This is a genomic window from Mangrovimonas spongiae, from assembly GCF_003944795.1.
Lineage (GTDB): Bacteria > Bacteroidota > Bacteroidia > Flavobacteriales > Flavobacteriaceae > Mangrovimonas > Mangrovimonas spongiae.
On sequence record NZ_RWBG01000003.1, the window covers coordinates 220,035 to 239,235 of the forward strand.

A 19,201-nucleotide genomic window follows, 5' to 3' on the forward strand; every position below is an offset into this window, starting at 1 on the left:
AATACGGCTTATTTTTTAACTAAAAGATAAGTAAGCCATGAAATTGAAATGCCAATTATAATTGGATCTAAACCATAAGGAATGTCAACGTCTAAAAATATAATTAATAATGTTGAAAATCCACCAAAGAGCATAGCTAATAGTGCCGCTAGGGGCTTTTTTCTTTTCAAAAATAGCATTGCCAAAACGGGAACTAATAAGCCAGAAACCATAAAAGCATAGGAGCTAAGCATTAAATCTAAAACGCTGGTCATTGCTGTAGCAATTAAAATGGCAGCAAACCCTATGACGAAAGTGATGATTTGCGATATACGAATAGTTTTTGGGTTGCTATCGTTCATCCCTAAAATATCTGTAGTGAAATTTCCTGAAGCGGCTAATAAGCAGCTATCAGCTGTAGACATAATAGCCGAAAAGTAGGCTGAAAGCATGAGTCCCATCAATCCTACGGGTAAAACATTTTTTAAAAGCATGGGTAGTCCTATTTCTGGATCCATAGTAGCTGCCGTTATAAACCCTTCTGGGGCAAACAAACCTTGTTCTGCAGCAACACGAGCCAATAAGCCTAGAGCAACCCCCATAAATGCCATAATGGGATATTCAAAAATGCCAGCAATGTACCACGCCTTTTTAGCCGTTTTTTCATCTTTACAGGCATAAATACGCTGGTAGAGTGTCATTCCAACAAACCAAATAGGAATAATGGTAATACTCCAATTTAAAATATCTATCCAAGAAACGTTGGTTAGGCTAAAGAATTCGGTTGGTAATGTCTTAGAAACGGCTTCAAAACCACCAAGTGTTGTGTAAGCAATTGGAATTCCAATAAAGATGAGTCCTATCATTAAAATAATCCATTGAAATGTGTCTGTGTAAATGACGGCTTTTATGCCGCCAAAAACGGTATAAAATAAAGCAATGCCGCCCATTATAATTAAGGCGTGATTTAAACTTAACTCGGAAAAGGTGCCAACGGCTAGTTTAGCGCCAGCCAATAATTGTGAAGCAGTAAAACCAAGATATCCAATAAATGAAATAACGCCAGCAAGAAGAGCTACATTTTTACCGTAATTACGTTTTAAGAGTTCGGGAAATGTAAGGAGATTAAATTCGTGTCCTTCCTTAATTACTTTAGGTATTAGCAATACAGCGCTTAACCAAGCGCCTACAAGTCCTGTAAATAACATCCAAGACCCAGAAAGCCCCATAACAAACCCTAAGCCACCGAGGCCAATAGAAAATCCACCGCCAACATCGGTAGCGACAACAGATAAGCCCACATGCCAACTACTCATATTGTTACTACCAACGTAGTAGTCGCTTGCGCTTTTGTTTTTTCTATAGTAATAAAATCCGATTGTCAGAACGACAATCATGTAAATAATAAAAACAAGAATATCTATAATGTTCATACAGACTGTTTACTTTTTCAGCCGCATTTCAAGATATTTGTTTTCAAATCCTAATTTTTCGTAAAGGTGTATAGCAGGATTGTTAGGTTCTACGTGAAGTGCAATATCGCCATTTGTTAAGTCTATAGCTTTTTGCATGAGTTGCTTGCCTATGCCTTTGCCGCGAGCGTTTTGGTGTACTGCAATATAAACAAGAATGTTTTCGGGGATATAACCATCCATTCCTGTTTCGTTAATTATGGTAATGCCTTGAATGCCTTCTTTATCTTTAATTACAAGCACAAAACCACCTTGAGCTGAGATGTTATCTTTTACCGCATAATCTAAACATTTGGCAATGTCTTTTTTGTCATCACCAAATTCTTGTAAATGTGCGTGAAGAAAATTAATAATGATGTCTTTCTCTTCTTGAGATGGTTTTGCGTTGGAATTGTATATTTTGAATACATTCATAAATTAAATGGCTTCTTCGTCTCTAATAGACTGAATGTAAGAGGCCTTTTGAATTTCTTTTCTTCTTTCAACAGATTTTTTAGTGTAATATTGGTTTTCGCGAATTTGCTGCATGATTTTTACGTTACGGTGTTTACGTTTGTAACGTTTTAATGCGCGTTCAATTTTTTCGCCTTCTTTTACTTCAATTTTTAACATATATCGATTTTAGTGTATTATTACTTAAGATTATCCTAAGTAAGTTTTTAATATTTTATTTTTTGAACTGTGTCGTAATCTACGAATACCTTTTTCTTTAATTTGTCTAACACGTTCTCTTGTTAGTCCAAAGGTTTCACCTATTTCTTCTAAGCTCATAGGTTGTTCGTTACTTATACCATAGTATAAACGAATAACATCTGCTTCGCGTTGTGATAAGGTGTCCAAAGCGCGATTTACTTCAACATTTAAAGAGTCCTTTAAAAGATCTTTGTCCGGATTAGGTGATTCGCCAGATTTTACAACATCGTATAAACTAGAATCTTCACCTTCTTTTAACGGGGCGTCCATAGATAAATGTCTTCCCGAGTTTTTCATAGACTGTTTTACATCGCTAACAGTCATGTCTAGTTCTTTAGCAATTTCTTCTGGACTTGGTGGTCTTTGATGCGCTTGTTCTAAATGAGAATACGCTTTGTTGATTTTATTTATTGATCCAATTTTATTTAGTGGTAAACGAACAATTCTAGCTTGCTCTGCCAATGCTTGTAAAATAGATTGACGAATCCACCAAACAGCGTAAGAGATAAATTTAAACCCGCGTGTTTCATCAAATCTTTTAGCAGCTTTAACTAAACCTGCATTCCCTTCGTTAATTAAATCGGGTAATTTTAAACCTTGATTTTGATATTGTTTGGCTACAGAAACCACAAAACGTAAGTTGGCTGTTGTTAATTTATCCAAAGCTTGTTGGTCACCTTCGCGAATACGTTGTGCTAACTCAACTTCTTCTTCAGCTGTAATTAGGGGCATTTTACTTATATCTTGAAGATACTTGTCAAGTGACTTAGATTCCCTATTCGTAACCTGCTTGGTAATTTTTAACTGCCTCATATGCTTTCCTGAAATTTATGTTATGTAATGTTATGAACTCTACAACATAACCTTTTTTATGGGAAATCCAAAAAAAGTAGCACTTCTTTTTTAAAAACACCTTGATTTAGGTGAAATTTAAGAAGATGTTAACAATTTAGGCGTGAATATGTTTTAATTCACGGAGTCCTTCGCTTGTTTCTTTTTACCAAAAATATTTCCAATAAGGTCTTTTACACCTTCTTCTACAGTGTTGCTATTGGTGTTAGTTGAATCTGTATTAGTTTGTGTTTCTGTGTCTTGGTTTTGATTGTCATTTAAACCGCCAAGTAAATCTTTAATCGTGTTGGATCCTTGGTTTAAAAGTTTTTGTTTTTGAATTTCGATTAATTGATTGGTGAGGTTTGTGGTAGCACTCGATAAATCGGTTTTTACCGTTGGACTTGTAAAACTGCCACCAATATTGGCAGTAACAGGAATGGAAATGTTGTTAACTTCTTGGTCGTCTATTTTTCCGATAAGTCTATTGATGTCGCTTCCTAAATATTTTGCAGGTACTTGAAATACAACATTGTAATCTATGGTTTTGTCAAAGCTGTGTGCTCCAGAAATTTGAATATCGATGTCTTCATATTTAAGATTGAATGGTTTAACATTAACATGCCCATTGTTAAACTCTAAATTGGCTTTTAAATCGTCCAAGTTTAGTTTTTTAAAGTCAATAAAATTAACGTTGTTCTCTAATTTACTAAGTAAAGGTGAGTTTTCGGTGTTAATTTGCTTGGTAAGCAGCTCGGCAAAAGCGTCGCCAGAGATGCTAGTTAGTTTGGGTGAAAACTCACTATCTAAATCGCCAGAAAGATGTAAGGTGGAATTTAATTTTCCTTGCAAAACATTAGCAATAGGAGCAAGGGCTTGCAAAAGTTCTAAGTCTTTAAAAGATTGTGAAATGTCAAAATTATCGGCGCCAAGATCTAGGTTAAATGTTGGTGTGTCGTTTTTGGTGTCTACAAGTCCGTTTATGGATAACCCGCCATTAAAAATTCGGGACGTCATATTATTTAACGATGCTTGTTGATCTTTAATAACAAGCGATCCTTTAACATCTTTAAGTGTAAGGTTGTTGTAAACGACTTCTTTGGCATCGGCATTAATGGTACAATCTAAAAAATCGGGGATTTTTAAGGATTCGCTTTCACTTGTCGTTTTATTGTCTTCGCCTGTGTCTTCATCGGGTACCATAAAATCGCGAACCACAAATTTGTTAGAATTTACATTAAAGTTCCCTTGTAGTTTTTTGTCGCTAAGTAAAAAGCCTAACAGATTGTCAATGGTTCCAGTAGCGTATAGGTCGCTTTGTCCTGTTGAAGCATTAAAGTTTTTTAACGTTATGGTTCCTGGTTTAAAATTGATGTTAGCTTGTGTGATTTCAATGGGGTTTACAATATCTTCCGAAGAGAACACAAAGTCGCTAATACTAACTGTTCCGTTGTTTTTTATACGGCTGTAAGCATTGGTTTCAATAGCATTTACATCGAAGTTAGTGTTTAGGTTGCCTTTTAAAGTGCCTGTTAATTCGTTGTCTAGTTCAACTGGGTAAGCTTTAGTAATGTTGCTTAGGTTAAGTGTACCATCAATATTAGCATTAACGAGCATATTTTGGGTTAAATTTCTTAAAGTAGCAGAAGACTTGAAGACGTCTTCATCTATTTTAAAATTAAGAGTTTGAATGTCTACGAAGGTATCGTCTGCATTTCCTGAAGTGTTTTTTATGCTAGTGTTTATACTAATGTTTTCTACACTTTTTGGAAGATCTGGATATTTAAACGAGGCATTGTTGGATACAATGTTAATATTCATTGTAGGAATGGTTTCCTCAGTGAGCATACCTTTTACAGCACCAGAAATTTTGAAGTTCCCTGTAGTTTCTACGTTGGCAATGTTTTTAGAATAGTTTTCAGGAATTACGGCTAGGAAATCCTTAAATGATGATCCTGGATTTTCAAAAGTGATATCAATATTTTGACCTTCTTCTAGTAATTGCACAAAGCCATCAAACTCTAATGGTAGTTGATTGATATAAGCTTTATTGTCTTTAAAGGTGTATTTCTGATTATCTAAATCTAACCCAAGAATTGCTTCTAGTTTTATATGATTATTGTTTAAGTATTTTGTACTGTCTAGGCTTAAGCTTATGTTGGCTTCGGTATTGGTATCTAATTCAGATTTTTCGGCTGAAAATGTTCCTTTACCTTCGTGGTTAAGTTCTGTTATGAAAACCTCAGTTTTAGATGCTTCATCAATATACGTTAAAGCACTATTCGTTATGGCGTAATCTTCAATATCGAAAGCAAAGCTGCTGTCAGTATCATTTTGTTCTTTAGTAGTTTCAGTGTTATTGTCTTGTTGTAAGGCAATATCGTAATTGGCTTGTCCTAGCGTATTAGTTTTTAAAGTGATTAGTGCTTCATCTATATTAATAGAATTAATGACTATAGCATCTTCGTTGGCTGTTTTAAATAATTCTTTAATCGACATGGTAAAAGCAATCGATTTTACAGTGGCCAAGGTTTCGCCTTCAAACGGTTTTTTATTCGTGATTGTTAAATCGTCAACATTGGCATAGGCTTGTGGGAAGCTTCTAATAAAACTTAAATCGACATCAGAAAACTCTACTTGAGCATTAAGGTTTTGGTTGAGGTAGTTTTTAACCATATCCTTTATCTGTCCTTGAAATAGAAATGGAATAGCTAATAGTAATAAGGAAATAATGCCTAAAGTAATGCCTAGTATTTTAAAAGCTTTCTTCATAATTGGTTTAAAGAGTTTTGTAGGTATATACGTATTATAGTAGTGCTTTGGTTTCTGTTATGCAAATATAAGCTATAAGGTTAAGACACATTTAACGAAACAAAGTCAAACCGTTAAGTAAACTTTAACATTATAGTAAACTGACTCAGGATAAGCTTATAAGGTCTTTATTGAGAAGGGTGTTTTGATTCTGGTGCAAGCCTTGATGGGTTCAAATCTCGATTATCGAGTAAATCAATTTCTTCGTTTATGTTTAGCTTAAACCGCTTTCTAAAAGCATAAACGCCTAAATACAAAAATGGCGTGTCCAGCAAAGCTACCAAAACTTTAAAGATAAAACCGCTTAAAAGTAAGCCTAAAAACAGATCCCATTCAATCTTTCCAAAAGCACATAGTAAAAATACGACCGTAAAGGTATCTACAAATTGCGATAGCCAGGTAGAAAAATTATTACGAAGCCATAAATGCTTGCCTTTGGTTAGGCGTTTCCAAAAGTGATAAATTTGAATATCTACAAATTGTGCCAATAAATAGGCCATCATACTAGCAAATACTGCAATAGCTGTGCTGCCAAAGACGGTAGAAAATAAACTGTCTTTTACAGGCGACCACTCTGTTGCTGGAACGGCATTGGCAACATAAATGATTAGCATAGAGAAAAAGGATGCGAAAATACCTGTAACAACCACCTGATTAGCACGTTTTTTACCGTAAATTTCACTAATTAAATCGGTGATTAAAAAGGTGATGGGGTAGGGTAATATACCAACAGAAATTTCAAATAATTTAGTATCAAAAACTTCAATGTTTCCTGGGTGCCAGTAAAAAAACTTCTGAAAAATAAGATTAGAAACCACGAGCGACGTGATAAACAAAGCAGCCAAAATTAAGTAAATGCGTTGTGCAGCTAGTTTGTCTTTTTGGGTCATATTCAAATTGTGAATAAATAGGTTGACGTAAATATAAGCTATTAAAAATACTTTTAGTTATTTTGACACTTCTTATGATAACTACCCATAACGTATATATTGCATTAGGAAGCAACAAAGGAGATAAGTTAAAACACCTACAAGATGCTGTAGATTTAATTTTTGAAAAATTAGGTCGCATAGAAGCTATTGCTAAGGTTTACAGTACACCAGCTTTAGGGTTTCGAGGCGATGATTTTTTTAATTCCTGCTTGTTGTTGCAAACCGAATACGACGCGCAAACGGTTATTAACACGTTGTTGGAGATTGAAAAACGCCTGGGGCGTGAGCGCAGTTCTACTTCAGGATATGCCTCAAGAACCATAGATTTAGATGTCTTGTTTTTTGATGAAGAACAGATTGAAAGCGAATTGTTAGTTGTGCCGCACCCGAGGTTACACGAGCGCAATTTTGTCTTGCAACCCTTGCTAGATATTGCTGCGAAATTTACCCACCCAAAGTTTAATAAAACTATTATGCAATTAATGGTGGAAAGTCCAGATGATAGTGTTTTGGAGCCAGCCAATGTTTGGTTAAAAAATCCAATTAAAAAATATGGATTGTCTAAGCTAAATTACATTGCTATCGAAGGTAATATTGGTGCAGGGAAAACAAGTTTGGCAACCAAAATATCAAACGATTTTAATGCGAAACTGATTCTAGAACGTTTTGCCGATAACCCGTTTTTACCCAAATTTTACGAAGATCAACAACGTTATGCGTTTACTTTAGAAATGTCGTTTTTGGCCGACCGTTACCAGCAAATTAGCGACGATTTGTCGCAATTGGATTTATTTAGAGATTTTATTGTGAGTGATTACGATATTTATAAATCCTTGATTTTTTCCAAAATTACCCTGCCAGAAGATGAGTTCAGACTTTACAGGAAGTTATTCTACTTAATGTACAAGGATATCGCTAAGCCAGAGCTTTATATTTATCTCTACCAAAATACCAACCGATTACAGGAAAATATTAAAAAGCGTGGTCGCGATTACGAAAAGAATATAGAAAATGCCTATCTGGAGAAAATTAATGCCGGCTATTTGGAGTTTTTAAAAAACCAAAGCGAACTAAACGTAAAAATGATTGATATTTCCGATAAGGATTTTGTCAAGCATCGCGAAGATTACTTATGGTTGTTACGGGAAATAGAACTTAGCTGATTTAATATGTGAATCTTACATTTTTAAAAGTAATTTCATCATCTGGAAATTTTGTTCGGAGGTTTATTCTGTAATGACACCGTGTTAAAATAAAGATATTTATAATTGTTGCACATGTTAAATAAAAAAAACAACAATAATTACAATAGTTAAACTGCAATTATTGTTGTTTTTAACCTATTCCTAAATAAAGGAAATGATTTTTTTGTTAGTTTTTCATGACTTTTATATAAGCTTCTTTATTGTTTTTAGAGGTAAGCTTAACAAAATAAATTCCAGCAGGCTGATTAATGTTTAACGCAATATGTTTTGAGTTTTTATATGTTTTATTCATAATTACCTGTCCTAAAACATTGGTTAAATTAAGAGTTAACTCCTCAATTGGTGTTTCAAATTTAATGTTGAATTTGTCGTTTGTAGGGTTAGGGTAATAAGTAAATTGATTGTCAAATTCATTGCTAATTAAGCCCAAAGTAGCACATTCCGAAAGTGTCGGGGCACAATCTCCTGTCCAACCCGTACAAGGTGGTGTGGGGGTGTCTGCAGGATTACTAGCTAACACCTCTCTTGATGATTGTGTTGTGTCTGATCCTGTTTGTGCCGCAGGAACACATTCTTCTATTAGCCAAACACAAAAGCTGCCGGTTGTAGTGGTTTTTACCCATTCCCAATTACTGCCACTCCATTCTATTGTGTAAGTTAATTTTGTGTTAGCAATAGTGTTACAAGCCGATTCTGTTACATATTGAGAGCAATCATTTGAAGAAGAGTTCACGCCAGTATACTTGGGTTTTCCGTTTTGGGTGTCTGTTCCGTTTGTTTGAATGTAATCACTTAAAGCGTCAGTGTCTGTACAAGATCCACTTACGGTTATGGTTTGAGAAAATGTAAATTGAAAAATAAAAAAAGCACAAAAGGTAAGTAAAGTTTTGTTCATTTTAGTTGGGTTAAATTAGGGTTAATATTTGTTTTAGGTTTTAAAAAAGAACAGGGCTAAAATAAATAAAATCTTTAACTTAGCGTAGGTTTTTTCGTGTAATACCTATGCTTTTAACTTGGCAAATACATCCCAAACTACAACTCCACAACTTACCGAAATATTTAAACTGTGTTTGGTGCCATATTGTGGTATTTCAATAACCATATCACTAACCGAAACAACGTCTTCCTGTACACCTTTTACTTCGTTGCCAAAAACCAACGCATAAGTCGTGTTGGGTTCAGGGGAAAAATCGTTAAGCATGGTGGCATTTTCAGCTTGTTCAATAGCGAGAATTTTTATGTTGTCGCCTTGTAGTTTTTTTACGAGATCAAGTGTGTTCTCTGCATATTCCCAAGCCACGGTTTCGGTACTTCCTAAAGCCGTTTTATGAATATCTTTATGTGGTGGTGTCGCAGTAATACCACAGAGGTATATTTTTTCAATTAAAAAGGCGTCACTCGTTCTAAATACCGAGCCAATATTGTTTAAGCTGCGGATATTGTCTAATATTATAATTAGAGGTGTTTTCTTTGAAGCTTTAAACTCGTTAACATTTAAACGATCTAATTCGCTGTTTTTTAGTTTTCTCATAGTCATCTTCCGCAAAAGCGGAAGTCTCTTTTAGGTTTGTCTTCTTTTTTTTTCGTGAAAATGAAGTGCTCTTGTTATATGTGTACTAGTTTTCAACAGTTGTAAATAACTATCGTGACATATCTTTTAAAAAGCGTATAATAATAATTAAATTGCGTGTTTACAAACACGACAAAGGTAATAGATTCCGTGTCAATTTCGGAATAACAAAATTATGGCAAAAAAAGCAAAGAAAGTTACGCCGTTAATGCAGCAGTACAACACTATTAAAGCAAAATATCCTGATGCGATGTTGTTGTTTAGAGTGGGAGATTTTTATGAAACCTTTGGAGACGATGCTGTTAAGGCAGCCAAAATATTGGATATTGTTCTTACCAATAGAAACAATGGTGGCGAAAAAACCGAATTGGCTGGATTTCCGCATCATTCCTTGAATACGTATTTGCCCAAATTAGTGAAAGCCGGCGAGCGTGTGGCTATTTGTGACCAATTGGAAGATCCTAAGCAAACCAAAAAAATCGTAAAACGTGGCGTGACTGAGTTAGTAACACCTGGAGTCGCCTTGAATGATGAGGTGCTCAGTTCTAAGTCCAACAACTTTTTGTGCGCCATTCATTTCGATAAAAAACAAATAGGCGTATCGTTTTTAGATGTGTCGACAGGTGAGTTTTTAACCTCGCAGGGTAATGCCGAGTACATTGATAAACTCCTTCAAAACTTTAATCCAAGTGAAGTTTTGGTGTCCAAGAAATCAAAAACAAATTTTAAAGAGGCTTTTGGCAACGATTTTCATACGTTTTATGTTGAAGATTGGGTGTTTCAACCCGATTATGCCGATGAGACCTTAACACGTCACTTTAATACAAAAACACTAAAAGGGTTTGGGGTCGATACTTTATACGAAGGCATTATTGCTTCTGGAGCAGTCTTGCATTATCTGTCCGAAACACAACACAATAAATTAGAGCATATTACCTCGATAAGTCGTATTGCTGAAGACGAATATGTTTGGATGGATCGGTTTACCATTCGCAATTTAGAATTATATCATTCTACTAATGTCAACGCGGTAACTTTATTAGATGTTATTGATCATACCATAACACCAATGGGTGGCCGATTGCTAAAACGATGGCTGGCTTTACCGCTTAAAAATGTAGAAAAAATAAAACAGCGCCATCAAGTCGTTCAGCATTTACTGGATAACAATGCTACGCTTCAAAAAATACAAAACCATATAAAACATATTGGCGATATTGAGCGTTTAATTTCCAAAGTAGCTACAGCTAAGGTAAGTCCGCGAGAGGTTATTCAACTTAAAAATTCTTTGGAAGCCATTGTGCCTATAAAAGCTTTGGCCTCGCAAAGTAACAACGAAGCCTTGCGTGTTTTGGGGGATACCTTGCAAAGTTGTGACACGCTACGTGAAAAAATTAAGGAAAGCTTAAATGAAGAGGCTCCCGTAAATATTTTAAAAGGAAAAACCATAGCCGATGGATTTTCATCTGAATTAGATGAGCTCCGTAAATTATCCTCTTCAGGAAAACAATATCTGGACGATATGCTAGAAAGGGAAAGTGTACGCACAGGAATTCCCTCGTTAAAAATAGCGTCTAATAATGTATTTGGGTATTATATTGAAGTCAGAAATACGCATAAAGATAAAGTCCCCGAAGAATGGATACGTAAACAAACTTTAGTAAGTGCCGAGCGTTATATAACTGAAGAATTAAAAGAGTATGAAGCTAAAATTTTAGGCGCCGAAGAACGTATTTTAGCCATCGAGCAGCAATTATTTTCAGAATTGGTAAGCTGGATGAATCAGTTTATAAAACCAGTACAACAAAATGCCTTTTTAATAGGTAAAATAGATTGTTTAAGTGGGTTTGCAACCTTGGCTAAGAACAACCATTATACCTTTCCAACCATAGACGATACGTTTGCGTTGGATATTAAAGATGGACGCCACCCAGTAATTGAAAAACAATTACCACCAAGCGAAGCTTATATTGCTAACGATGTGTTTTTAGACCGCGAAACCCAGCAAATTATTATGATTACGGGACCTAATATGTCGGGTAAATCGGCTATTTTACGTCAAACAGCATTAATTGTATTATTGGCACAAATAGGAAGTTTTGTGCCTGCCAAAGCCGCTAAAATAGGCTTGGTCGATAAGATTTTTACCAGAGTAGGTGCAAGCGATAACATTTCTATGGGCGAATCAACCTTTATGGTTGAAATGAACGAAACGGCTTCTATATTAAACAATATTTCCGATAGGAGTTTAGTGCTTTTAGATGAGATTGGTCGCGGAACAAGTACTTACGATGGTATTTCCATAGCTTGGGCTATAAGTGAATATCTACACGAGCATCCAGCAAGACCAAAAACGCTTTTTGCAACGCACTATCACGAACTTAATGAGATGACGGAAACTTTCAACCGTATTAAAAACTATAATGTATCGGTAAAGGAATTAAAAGACAATGTGTTGTTTTTACGTAAATTGATTAAAGGTGGAAGTGAACATAGTTTTGGTATTCACGTGGCAAAAATGGCAGGAATGCCACAACACGTTATCCAGCGCGCCAATAAAATCTTAAAAAAATTAGAAAAATCGCATTCTAGTGACGAGCTAACTGATAAAGTTAAAACATTAGGAGATGACGAAATGCAATTAAGTTTCTTTAATTTAGACGATCCGTTATTGGAGCAAATTAAAGAGGAAATCATTCATACTGATATAGATACGTTAACCCCAGTAGAAGCATTAATGAAGCTTAACGAGATAAAACGCATGCTAGTTAAAAAGAAGCAAGCATAATTCTTGAAAAATATTTTAAAAAAGCCTTTGGAATTCTAAGAAATGTATTAAATTTGCCCTCGCAAATGAGAGAAACGTTCATTTTTAAATTTGCGAAAGTAGCTCAGGGGTAGAGCATCACCTTGCCAAGGTGAGGGTCGCGGGTTCAAATCCCGTCTTTCGCTCTGAGACACAATAGTCCAAGCAGAAGTGGTGGAATTGGTAGACACGTTGGACTTAAAATCCAATGACCATTTTGGTCGTGCGGGTTCAAGTCCCGCCTTCTGTACTGTAAAAAACCTGTAACAACTTAGTTACAGGTTTTTTTGTTTAAAAAATGACTGAGTTAAATGCTTTGAATATTTTTAATAATCTTAGAGAGTCATTTTTATAGCCTTAAATTTCTTATTATATACTTTTTAAAATTCGAATCTTCTTATTGTGTTTTTTTATTTCTTTTAATCCTTTTATTGTCTTTTTTATTGTAAAAAGTAGTTTTTTATAGTAAAAAAACACTAATAGCTTATGGATTGTTAATATTTCATAAACATATGTGTATTAACTTGTTTATCAGTGCTTTGAAGTCTTTTTTTTTCTTTTAAATTTCAGTAAATGTAAAAGGTAAGCCCTTTTATTAATGTATATCTCTACTTAGTTTTAACCAAGAATTTAAAATTCGATAAATTTTGAAAATAGCCTAATAATCGTTTTTAGAGGGTTGCTTTCTCAAAATTTTTAAAGCTAAATATTAACTTAACTAATTATTGAAAATGAAGAAAATTACCTTTTACTTTTTGATGCTACTAAGTGTCACAGCATTTTCTCAAGTAGAAATTGTTGAAGACTTTGAAAGTGGCAATCTGCCTGCTGGTTGGACAGGCGATTTTAATGTTTCTGGTACTAATGCCTATTATGGTTGTGGTACAGATCAAGCGTCTGGTGGTGTTGGTGCTGGGCAAACAGCAATAATGACCACACAAAACTTAACAGCTGTCACTAACGATACCGATTTAACGGTTAGTTTTGCGTACAACATTTTTGAACAAGTAAGTCGATTTCCACCTCCAAGTTTTTCGGCACCAGCAGCAAACTGGGGTTCTTTAGTGTTTGAGTACTCTACCGATGGTGGAACAAACTGGACAGCTGCTATTACAATAGACGATTCTAACTTTACATTTGTAAGTCCGTTAGACTGTGTTTCAACAGGAAGTGTTAATGTTGGAACTTTAGCGGCTGGTACAGATTTTCAGGCTAGATTTGTTTTAACAGGAACTACAGTAAATAACTTTAGCTTAATTGCGCTTGTTGACGATATATCTATAACACAAGTGGCCACATCGGCACCAAATTGTACTACCTTAGCTACGCCTGTTAATGGTGATACTGATGTGGAGCCAAATTCAACATTAACGTGGGCTACTGCAACAGGAATTCCAACTGGTTATTCAGTTTCTATAGGAACAAGTGCAGGAGCAACCGATATTGTTAATGCTGAGGAGGTTACAGGGACAAGCTATGATTTAACAGGATTATTAGCTTATGAAACTGAGTATTTTGTAACTATTACACCTTTTAATGATTTTAATGGAGACGACGTAAATGATTATGCTACGGGTTGTTCAGAAGAAAGCTTTACAACACGTACGCCGCCAATTACAGGAGCAACATGTGGAGATCCTATTGTTGCTAATCCAAGTCCTGTTTATGTTGATGTTAACGACACAGCTAATTTTGAAGACATAGTAGATGCTAACCCATGTAATAGTAATTATATGAGAGCTAACGATGCTTTCTATCAAATACCAGCGGCTACTGAAGATAGATCGGTAGATGTTCAAGTTATTTATAACTGGGATGAAGCTAATGGGAATTTCTATTCTTCATCAGTATTAATTCTTGATGGGTGTCCAGACGATCCAGCTACTAATTGTGTAGTTGCCGATGGTAACTTTAATGTGCCAGTAAACCCAGATACAGGAATGTACCAAAAAGAACTGCTTGATGTAGTGCTGTCAGCTAACCAAGATTATTATGTTGTATTAAGCTCGTCTTCAGGTAATGAATCGGCTTCATATTATACGTATGGTTACAATTTAGTTATAAGTCAAGATGAATGTATAAGCCCTGAAATGACAATTACAGCAGTTGAAGATTGCGCTAACGGTGGTTTTAGTATTGATGCTGATATTACTTACTTAGGAGATGCTAGTTCTTTAACCTTAAGTGATGGATTAGGTAATAGCATAACAAATATTACGGAAACAGGTATTGTTAATATGCCTGGACCTTATACAAGCGGAAGTGAAATTACATTAACACTAACAAATGATGATACAACATCATGTTTTGCTGAAGCAACGACATCGTACTACTGTCCACCAGTAAATGATGAGTGTAGTGGCGCTTTAGATTTAACTATTAATACAGATGATACATGTACCATAACAACTGATGCAACAAACGCTGGAGCTTCTTATTCTGAAATTATTGGAGCAGGCACATCGTTTACTTGTGGTGCAGGAAATAATGATGTATGGTTTTCTTTTGAAGCTGTCGCAGAAAGTGTAATAGTTCAATATTCTAATATTGAAGCAGCTATAGGTTCTTCAACAACTTTATTAGTAACAGAGGTTTTTGCTAGTACAGATGGAACATGTAGTGGTGACTTTACTAGTATGCTATGTAAAACAGGAGATTATGTTTATGTTAGTGGATTAACAGTTGGTGATACTTACTACATAAGAAACGCGAGTTCTAGTAGCAGTAATGAGCAAAACTTTACCATTTGCTTAAAAACACCTGTTTTTCCAGCAAATGATAATTGTGCAGATGCTATTACATTAACAGAATCAACATCTGAAACATGTGATAATGCTGTGTCTGGCACTACAGTAGGTGCTTCTTTATCAGGTGCATCAACATGCCCAAATTCAATATTTACAACTTATGGTGATGTATGGTATACATTTACACCAAGTGTTGATGGTATATATGAATTTAATCTTACAACAACATCCGCTGATGCCCCAAGTACTAACTATATGGTGTATAGTGGTTCTTGTGGAACATTTACCGAGTTAATTAATTGTGGTAACAGTAACAACCAAACAGTAACTTTAACAGGCTCTGAAACGTATTACGTTATGGTAAGGTCTGCTCAATCTGCAGCAGGTGCCGAGTTTGACTTATGTGTGTGGGCATTGCCAGAACCTGTAGAAAACGATAGTTGTACAACGCCGTTTGTGTTAGCAGAATCAGATGAGACAGGAAATAATACCATTGTAGGAAATATGGATAATTCTTATCCGTCAGTTCAAAGCTGTGTGTCTAGTTACAACACTATTTGGTACAGCTTTACACCAAATTACACGGGAACGTATAATTTTGATTTTACAAGAGGTGCTGAAGGTTCTGCTTATTATACCGTGTATGATACAGACGATTGTGCAAATACATCTGAGAATTATATTACAGGATTTATAAGTTGTTATAACTCTGGAGATATGCAAGGCGATGTAGTTGCTGGTAATACATATTTAATTAGTGTACATGCAAATGGTGCTGCCGACTTTGAAATATTTGCTTATCCAACTGAAGAGACTTTAACAGTAGATACTGTAGATGCTTTTAAATCGTTTACATATTACCCTAACCCAGTATTGAATACCTTAACTGTTAAGGCTGGAAATAATATTTCAAACATCAGTGTTCGCAATATTGTTGGACAGGAAATATTAGTAACTAAGCCAAACAGTTTAAAAACAACTGTAAATATGAATGACTTAAACGAAGGTGTTTATTTTGTAACCGTTCAAGTAAATGGTGCTAAAAAGACCTTTAAAGTTATAAAAAAATAAAAATTAAGTTTTTTGGTTAATAGTTAAAATGGGGATAATGTAAAAGTTATCCCTGTTTTTTTATAGAATCCATCGGCTAATAGCTGATGGATTTTTTAGTTTTTATAATTTAAAATAAAACGTTGTATTTTTATGTTCGTTACACTTTTTAAAAGTATAATGTTACAATAAGTTTATTATAGCATTATATTTGTTTCGAATAATTTGCTTTTGCAAGGCTAAAAAAGGTTGTTTTGATAAAGAAATATATAATAGTTCTATTTAAAATTTTCATACACACTTGTTTGTATATGAATGTTTTTTTTGTGGCTAATATGTTCTCTCAGCAAAACGATTTATACACTAAAGCAGAAGAACTTGTGTCTACAAATCCGGATGAAGCTATTAAAATATCTGAACATATTTTAAAGACAGCTTTAACCTCAAGAAAGAAAGCTTTGGCAAATGTGCTTCTCGCTCAAAGTTATATTGTTAAAGGCGATTACAACAAAGCTATTACGTATGCTTTTGACGAACATAACTTTATGGAAGAAATTCCGTTGGAGACAAAAGTTGAAGTTAATATTCTGAAATCCGAATTATTACGTAAGCTATATTTATATAATTTGTCTTATGATTTTTCAGTAGAAACACAGCAATTAGTAAAAAAACTACCTAGTAAGAGCATACAAGATTATTTAGGCTTTAAGCTTTCTTTAGAGCAATCTAAACTATTTTTAGATAAACGTGAAGCTAGTCAAGCTTTAAAGCTGTTAAATAATACTAATACTCAATATAGAAGTTGTTTAGAGGATCATCCCGAAGCGCGCCAAGAAGTTTATTTAACAAAAGAACGCGCCTTTAGTGATATATCTTATAACGATTCAGCGATGATTTACATTAACAATGCCATAACTCTGAATGCTGTTGTACAAGGAAATGATGTGTATAAAAAAGCCCAAATGTATAAAGAATTAGGGCATCTGTATTTGCAGCAAAGAGCTTTTAAACAAAGTGAAGAAGCGTTGTTTATAGCGTTAAGATTTGCGTCAATTATAGAAAACACCACACTATTAATGCAAATTAATCAAGACTTGGCGGTTAATTATTTGGCCTCAAATAAAAAAAGTCAGCATAAGGTATATAATGATGAGTTTTTAGTGTTGAATAATCAAGTTGAACAGATAGAACAAGAATCTATTAACAACCTTTACAATCAATTACAAAACTTAGGAGAACGGCGTTTAGAAATAAATAAAGAAAAACAGTCTCGACTGCGAAACATCTTTTTTATTTGCGCCTTATTGGTGTTAATCCTTGGGGCATTTGTTGTGTTTAAAAGCGAAAGTAGAAAAAAACGATTGCGAGAAATTATTAACTATTTAGAAATAAGCAGGACAAATTATTTAGAAACAAAGTCTAAACCTAAAGCAGTAACAAAAAAGAGAAAAAGTAAAGGTATTGTTATATCAGAAGAGACAGAACAAGCTATATTAGGTAAGCTAAACAAATTCGAAAAGTCTCAAAAATTCTTAAATAGCGATATGTCGTTAGCTGTTCTAGCAGGTCAATTTGAAACAAATACCAAATATTTATCAGAAGTTATCCATAAACATTATAACGATAATTTTAATACCTTCATTAATAAATTACGAGTCAATTACATTATAAAGCAACTTCAAAAAGACCCTAATTACGTAAATTACAAAATCAGTTTCTTGGCCGAGGAAAGCGGGTTTTCATCGCACAGTAGCTTTACAACTGTATTTAAGTCTATTGTAGGAATGTCTCCAGCAAAATTTATTAATTTAATACGCGAAGAACGTAAGGAACTAAATGAACAACAATCTGTTTCATGAAGACAAAAGTGTGTACCATATTACTAGTATTGTTTGCTTTGCAAGTAAGCCTATCATCAAATGTTCCTGAACTAAAAGTTATTCAGGAAATAGATAGTTTGCTTGAAGCGGGTAGAGGCAAAGTTTATGAAAATCCAGATGAGTCCATTAAATTGGGACTGTCCATTTATGAAAATAATCTGTATACCCAAAAAAACAGAATTCGCGGTTTAATACTGGTGTCTTTAGCTTACACCTCCAAAAGAGATTACCAAAAAGCACTGGAATACGCTACTGAAGCAAACAACTTATCAAGTGAAATAGACGATCAAAAACTACAAATTGAAATTCTTTTTAAAATAGGAATTCTATACCAACAGTTAAAAATATACGATAAGTCTTTAGAATACATAGAAAAAACCGAACAACTATCTTCTTTATATCCACCACAAGATCCTACTAGGAAATATTTAGCAAACAGTTACGCTGTAAAAGGATTTATCTACAAAGAGAATTTAAATTGCGATATAGCGCTTGAATTTTTTAACAAAAGTATTCGCGAATATAAATCTTTAGGTAGCGCAGCATATTACAGTAATTTAAGCATTGTAAATTACAATAAGGGTAACTGTTACAGTTTGCTTTCTGAGTATAACTTAGCCAAAGAGAGTTTTGAAAAAGCTATATCATACGCCAAGTTAGAAGAAGCCAATAGCTTAATCTCTTTTGCTCAAAAAGGATTGGCAGAAGTGTACCTTTTAGAAGGGCAGTATAAAACAGCCCTTTTGCTGCTTGAAGATGCATTAAAAACCTCAAGTAAAGTGGGCGATTTAATTTTAAATCAAGGTATTTACAAAGGCCTATTCGAAAATCATTTAGCATTAAATAACTGGGAAAGCTATCAAAAGTATTACGACTTGTATTTAAAAACCCAGTTAGAAATAAAAAAGTCGGAACGTAATTCTATAAATACGTCAATCAACGAAAATTATAAAAATCAAGAAGCCATTTTAAAAGCTTCAGATGTTCGTTTTAAAAACACGATTAAATGGATTTTTTCCTTTATAATTTTAGTGGTTTTAGCTGTTTTTTTACTTGAAAGAAAAAATAAAAAAACAATAAAAACCCTTCAAAAAAGGATAAAAGACATCCAAAACACCAAACCCGCCTCAAACGTGTAAAAAAAATGTTAACCAAGCGTTAAGCCTATGTAATACGCGTGGTTTTAGGTTTTTTTTGTGTTTGTAATTTCAGTAAAAAGCAAAGA

Annotated in this window: 13 protein-coding genes and 2 tRNA genes; 7 read left to right on the forward strand and 8 right to left on the reverse strand. The window is 34.3% G+C overall.

What is annotated here, in order from left to right; genetic code table 11:
• Window positions 1–8 precede the first annotated feature (8 nt).
• The 6 genes from EJA19_RS08120 to EJA19_RS08145 all read right to left on the reverse strand — a co-directional run bounded on the left by EJA19_RS08120 (window position 9) and on the right by EJA19_RS08145 (window position 6,676).
• Complete coding sequence (locus EJA19_RS08120) at window positions 9–1,412, reverse strand: sodium:solute symporter family protein (protein WP_125467863.1); 1,404 nt, start codon at window positions 1,410–1,412, stop codon at window positions 9–11.
• A gap of 9 nt (window positions 1,413–1,421) precedes the next feature.
• The gene (locus EJA19_RS08125; RefSeq protein ID WP_125467864.1) at window positions 1,422–1,865 is read right to left on the reverse strand and encodes a GNAT family N-acetyltransferase; all 444 of its coding nucleotides are present in this window, start codon (window positions 1,863–1,865) and stop codon (window positions 1,422–1,424) included.
• Window positions 1,866–1,868: 3 nt separating this feature from the next.
• Complete coding sequence (rpsU, locus tag EJA19_RS08130) at window positions 1,869–2,063, reverse strand: 30S ribosomal protein S21 (protein ID WP_125467865.1); 195 nt, start codon at window positions 2,061–2,063, stop codon at window positions 1,869–1,871.
• A gap of 30 nt (window positions 2,064–2,093) precedes the next feature.
• Entirely contained in the window at window positions 2,094–2,957 is an 864-nt protein-coding gene (locus EJA19_RS08135; RefSeq protein ID WP_125467866.1) for a sigma-70 family RNA polymerase sigma factor, read from the reverse strand.
• A 153-nt stretch (window positions 2,958–3,110) separates the two neighbouring features.
• Window positions 3,111–5,747 carry an AsmA family protein gene (locus tag EJA19_RS08140; protein ID WP_125467867.1) on the reverse strand — a complete coding sequence of 879 codons (2,637 nt, stop codon included), beginning with the start codon at window positions 5,745–5,747 and terminating at the stop codon, window positions 3,111–3,113.
• A 167-nt stretch (window positions 5,748–5,914) separates the two neighbouring features.
• Entirely contained in the window at window positions 5,915–6,676 is a 762-nt protein-coding gene (locus EJA19_RS08145) for a queuosine precursor transporter (protein WP_125467868.1), read from the reverse strand.
• Window positions 6,677–6,750: 74 nt separating this feature from the next.
• Here EJA19_RS08145 and folK point away from each other — a divergent pair, with 74 nt between their 5' ends.
• Window positions 6,751–7,881 (forward strand): 2-amino-4-hydroxy-6-hydroxymethyldihydropteridine diphosphokinase, encoded by a 1,131-nt coding sequence (gene folK, locus EJA19_RS08150; protein WP_125467869.1) that lies wholly within the window; start codon window positions 6,751–6,753, stop codon window positions 7,879–7,881.
• Between the two features lie 208 nt (window positions 7,882–8,089).
• Here the strand turns inward: folK and EJA19_RS08155 are convergent, their stop codons facing one another.
• Together EJA19_RS08155 and EJA19_RS08160 are read right to left on the reverse strand one after the other, a co-directional pair.
• Entirely contained in the window at window positions 8,090–8,818 is a 729-nt protein-coding gene (locus EJA19_RS08155; RefSeq protein ID WP_125467870.1) for a T9SS type A sorting domain-containing protein, read from the reverse strand.
• A 105-nt stretch (window positions 8,819–8,923) separates the two neighbouring features.
• Entirely contained in the window at window positions 8,924–9,454 is a 531-nt protein-coding gene (locus EJA19_RS08160) for an RNA methyltransferase (protein WP_125467871.1), read from the reverse strand.
• A gap of 214 nt (window positions 9,455–9,668) precedes the next feature.
• Between EJA19_RS08160 and mutS the strand changes: the two genes are divergently transcribed.
• The 6 genes from mutS to EJA19_RS08190 all read left to right on the forward strand — a co-directional run bounded on the left by mutS (window position 9,669) and on the right by EJA19_RS08190 (window position 19,115).
• On the forward strand, window positions 9,669–12,281 hold the full coding sequence (gene mutS, locus EJA19_RS08165; RefSeq protein ID WP_125467872.1) for a DNA mismatch repair protein MutS: 2,613 nt from the start codon (window positions 9,669–9,671) through the stop codon (window positions 12,279–12,281).
• A 92-nt stretch (window positions 12,282–12,373) separates the two neighbouring features.
• A tRNA-Gly gene (locus EJA19_RS08170) sits at window positions 12,374–12,445 on the forward strand.
• Between the two features lie 19 nt (window positions 12,446–12,464).
• Window positions 12,465–12,549: transfer RNA gene (locus EJA19_RS08175), tRNA-Leu, on the forward strand.
• 481 nt (window positions 12,550–13,030) lie between these two features.
• Window positions 13,031–16,117, forward strand: coding sequence for a T9SS type A sorting domain-containing protein (locus tag EJA19_RS08180; RefSeq protein WP_125467873.1), 3,087 nt, complete (start codon window positions 13,031–13,033; stop codon window positions 16,115–16,117).
• Between the two features lie 290 nt (window positions 16,118–16,407).
• Window positions 16,408–17,955, forward strand: coding sequence for a helix-turn-helix domain-containing protein (locus tag EJA19_RS08185; protein WP_125467874.1), 1,548 nt, complete (start codon window positions 16,408–16,410; stop codon window positions 17,953–17,955).
• Window positions 17,952–19,115: a tetratricopeptide repeat protein gene (locus EJA19_RS08190; RefSeq protein ID WP_125467875.1), complete on the forward strand. Its 1,164-nt coding sequence runs from the start codon at window positions 17,952–17,954 to the stop codon at window positions 19,113–19,115. The genes EJA19_RS08185 and EJA19_RS08190 overlap by 4 nt, the downstream gene beginning before the upstream one ends.
• The last annotated feature ends 86 nt before the right edge of the window (window positions 19,116–19,201 follow it).

Coding starts and splice junctions, on each gene's coding strand:
- EJA19_RS08120 (WP_125467863.1), bottom strand. CDS start 1,412: ATGAACATTATAGATATTCTTGTTTTTATTATTTACATGATTGTCGTT.
- EJA19_RS08125 (WP_125467864.1), bottom strand. CDS start 1,865: ATGAATGTATTCAAAATATACAATTCCAACGCAAAACCATCTCAAGAA.
- rpsU (WP_125467865.1), bottom strand. CDS start 2,063: ATGTTAAAAATTGAAGTAAAAGAAGGCGAAAAAATTGAACGCGCATTA.
- EJA19_RS08135 (WP_125467866.1), bottom strand. CDS start 2,957: ATGAGGCAGTTAAAAATTACCAAGCAGGTTACGAATAGGGAATCTAAG.
- EJA19_RS08140 (WP_125467867.1), bottom strand. CDS start 5,747: ATGAAGAAAGCTTTTAAAATACTAGGCATTACTTTAGGCATTATTTCC.
- EJA19_RS08145 (WP_125467868.1), bottom strand. CDS start 6,676: ATGACCCAAAAAGACAAACTAGCTGCACAACGCATTTACTTAATTTTG.
- folK (WP_125467869.1), top strand. CDS start 6,751: ATGATAACTACCCATAACGTATATATTGCATTAGGAAGCAACAAAGGA.
- EJA19_RS08155 (WP_125467870.1), bottom strand. CDS start 8,818: ATGAACAAAACTTTACTTACCTTTTGTGCTTTTTTTATTTTTCAATTT.
- EJA19_RS08160 (WP_125467871.1), bottom strand. CDS start 9,454: ATGAGAAAACTAAAAAACAGCGAATTAGATCGTTTAAATGTTAACGAG.
- mutS (WP_125467872.1), top strand. CDS start 9,669: ATGGCAAAAAAAGCAAAGAAAGTTACGCCGTTAATGCAGCAGTACAAC.
- EJA19_RS08180 (WP_125467873.1), top strand. CDS start 13,031: ATGAAGAAAATTACCTTTTACTTTTTGATGCTACTAAGTGTCACAGCA.
- EJA19_RS08185 (WP_125467874.1), top strand. CDS start 16,408: ATGAATGTTTTTTTTGTGGCTAATATGTTCTCTCAGCAAAACGATTTA.
- EJA19_RS08190 (WP_125467875.1), top strand. CDS start 17,952: ATGAAGACAAAAGTGTGTACCATATTACTAGTATTGTTTGCTTTGCAA.